General features: G+C 32.2%; 2 protein-coding genes. Both read right to left on the reverse strand.

All coding sequences use genetic code 11. The features are described from left to right. The coding region (locus tag AB1Z17_RS01385; protein WP_368049998.1) for a TIM-barrel domain-containing protein at nucleotides 1–2,229 on the reverse strand (2,229 nt) is incomplete at its 3' end. Between the two features lie 51 nt (nucleotides 2,230–2,280). Continuing rightward, a partial coding sequence (locus AB1Z17_RS01390) for an alpha/beta hydrolase (RefSeq protein WP_368049999.1) occupies nucleotides 2,281–3,149 on the reverse strand: 869 nt, incomplete at its 5' end.

Raw genomic sequence — 3,149 nt, forward strand, 5'->3', positions numbered from 1 at the left:
CGCCTCAAAACTAATTTCAAACCAACGTTTTTCTTTTTCAGCTTCAAATTTTAGAATTTCATACATTCCTTTTTCAAAAGCTTCTTTTGTTTCGCCATCATCATTATACAATTTATATTCACTTTCAGTTACAGTTTCATCGTAATAAAAATGTAAATCGAATGCATTTAAATTATAGGTTGAAGTATTTTGAATTGGTTGAATCATTGGAATAAAAGCACCTCCACGAATGTATGTTGGAATACTCTCTTCTACTAAATCTACGGTTAATGTTTGTCCGCCAACAACTTTTTTATCCGTATAAAAATCGAACCAATTAGAGCCTTTTGGGAACACCACTTCTTGTTTTTCAATTCCTGCCGACACAACAGGACTTATCAAAAACGAATCTCCCCATAAATATGTTTTGTCAACTTCCATTAAAGTTTCATCTTCAAAAAATAATGGTTTCATTAACAAACTTCCGTTCTTACTATTTTTAAAGGCTAAATTGTAGTTGTACGGCAATAAACTATAACGTAATTCAATAGATTTTTTTGCTAACTGCTTGGTTTTTTCTTCTCTAAAAACCGGTTCTGAAGGAACATCTTCTTGCGCGTGTGGACGATAAATTGGTTGAAAAACTCCGTATTGTAACCAACGTGTGTACAATTCATCATCTAAATTTGCACCTGCAAAACCTCCTAAATCTGAATGCATATACGCCATCCCTTGCATTCCCATTTGTAAAGAGATTTCCATTTGAGGCTTTAATCCGCCCCAAGTTCTATTTACATCGCCCGACCACGGAATCATACCGTAATATTGTGCGCCCGAATAACCGGCACGCATTAAAATAAACGGACGCTCATTTGGAAACTCTTTTTCATAACCTTCAGTAATTAATTTTGCCCATTCACTCCCGTAAATATTATGAACTTCATCGGCTGTTCCTGTTGCGTGTAACAAATCTGAAGGGTGCACTTCTGGTTCACCTAAATCTCCCCACCAACCATCAACACCATAACTCTTTAAATCTTTGTAAATATTCCAAAACCACTTATTCCCTTCAGGTTTAAAAACATCTATAATTCCTGTATTTCCAAAATAAAAATCATACGTATAAGGTTTTCCTTGTTTGGTTTTTCCTAAAATATCTTCTTTTACAGCTTCGTCCCAACGGTTTGATGTGGTTAATACAAAAGGTTCGGTTATTAAAATGGTTTTAACACCTTTTTCTTTTAAATCGGCAATCATTTTTTTAGGATTTGGGAACGAATCTCTATCGAATTTTAAATTCCCCATAGTTCCTTTTACTTCTTTTCCAAACCAGTATAAATCTAAAATAACTGCATCAACGGGAATTGCTTCCTCTAAAAACTTATCAATAGTTTCAACTGTTTCCTTTTGTGAATGATACCCAAACCTACTTGAAAAATTACCCAAAGCCCAACGTGGAATCAAAGGTTGTAAACCTGTTAAAGTCACATAATTTTCTACAACTTCTTCCCAATCATCCCCAGCAATAATTTGATAAGTTTTTCTTCCTGAAATAGTTTCGTAAGTAAGTGTGTTATTTTTTTGACTATCAAAATCTAAATAACCAATTGGTGCATTGTCGAAATGAATAGCATACATTTTTGAAGAATACACCACAGGAATGGTGAAATTCATTAGTTCAGAATGCGTTTCGTAGCCATAATGCGCTCTGTTATACAAAGGCAATCGGTTTCCTCTACGGTTCATTCCTAAAGCTCTTGCTCCTCCTCCATACAACACTTCATCTTCTGTAAGATTGAATTCTAAACGTTCCGTTTCTTCGGCAACAATATTTCCTTTTACCAAATCCATTGGTTGGTGTGGCGCTTTAAAGTAACCTCGCTTTTCTGAAGTTAATAAATTTCCTTCATAATAGTATGAAACTTGAAATGGTGTATGTGAAATTTTTACTGAAATATCTAACATTTTAATCTCCGTTAAATTAGAAGTTTCAATTATTTCCATTTCAACTGGCGCTGTTTTTAAAACTACAGCGTGAGAGTTTGAACTAAATATTTCACTTTTTGGTATAAATGAAGTTTCTATAATTTCGTTTCCATAAGGCTGAAATCTATAAACTCCATCGTTTGTTTTAACTTCAACAAAATTTTTGTATTTGGTTATACTTTCAAATTTTCTACTTGAATTTTGGGCATAGAAAATTGTAGTTGAAAACGTAAAAAGAACTATAAATAACTTAAATAATTTCATTTATATATATTTTTCGTCGTTCTGAACTTAATTCAGGTTAACGGATTACTCTTATTTTTTTAATAAAAATTCAACTGGAATGTGAAAACGCTGATTCCAAGAATTTTCTGAATGATCGTGACCTTCAAATTTTAAATTTCGTGAATTTGTTTCATCAAAATCTTTTAATTTTAATACCTCATCTACTCTATGCTGATAAGGTAAATAGAACTTATCCAATGTTGCTGTTCCGTAATCGAAATATATTATATGTGTTTTTGAAGATGGTAAATTCTGCTCTAAATACTTAAAAAATGATTCTGGCATTGGGTTTTCTTTATTCGGCATAATTCCAGGCCAATGTGTTGACAAACAAGCTGCACCACCAAAAATAGTTGGATACTCACATAATGCGTACATTGAAATTAATCCACCCATACTCGATCCCGAAATAAATGTGTTTTCAGAATTAGTATGTACAGAAAAATTGGCATCAATAAAAGGTTTTACCTCTTTAACAATAAACTTTAAATAGTTATCTGAATTTGGTGATTTAAAATCGCTTCCATATTGTTTTTCACTAATAGTAGCAATTGAGTCTCTAAATTTTTTAGGTAGTTTTTCAAATGGTTTTTGGGGATAATAATTTTGATGTCTAATATCCGCATGATTCCATATTGCAACCACAATTGTATTTTTAATTTTTCCTTCTGAAATTAAACCTCCAATTATTTCATCAACTTTCCATTCTTGCTTATTCCAAGTAGTTTCAGCATCAAATAACATTTGTCCATCGTGCATATACAAAACCGCGTGTTTTTTATTTTCTGAATAATTTTCAGGCAACCAAATATCTACAGTTCTTGGACGTACAAATTTTGAAGGAAAACTATCAATTCGCTTAATTATACCCGAACTTAATTTTCCTGTGTAATTTGAAA

This window comes from Lutibacter sp., assembly GCF_040883305.1.
GTDB lineage: Bacteria > Bacteroidota > Bacteroidia > Flavobacteriales > Flavobacteriaceae > Lutibacter.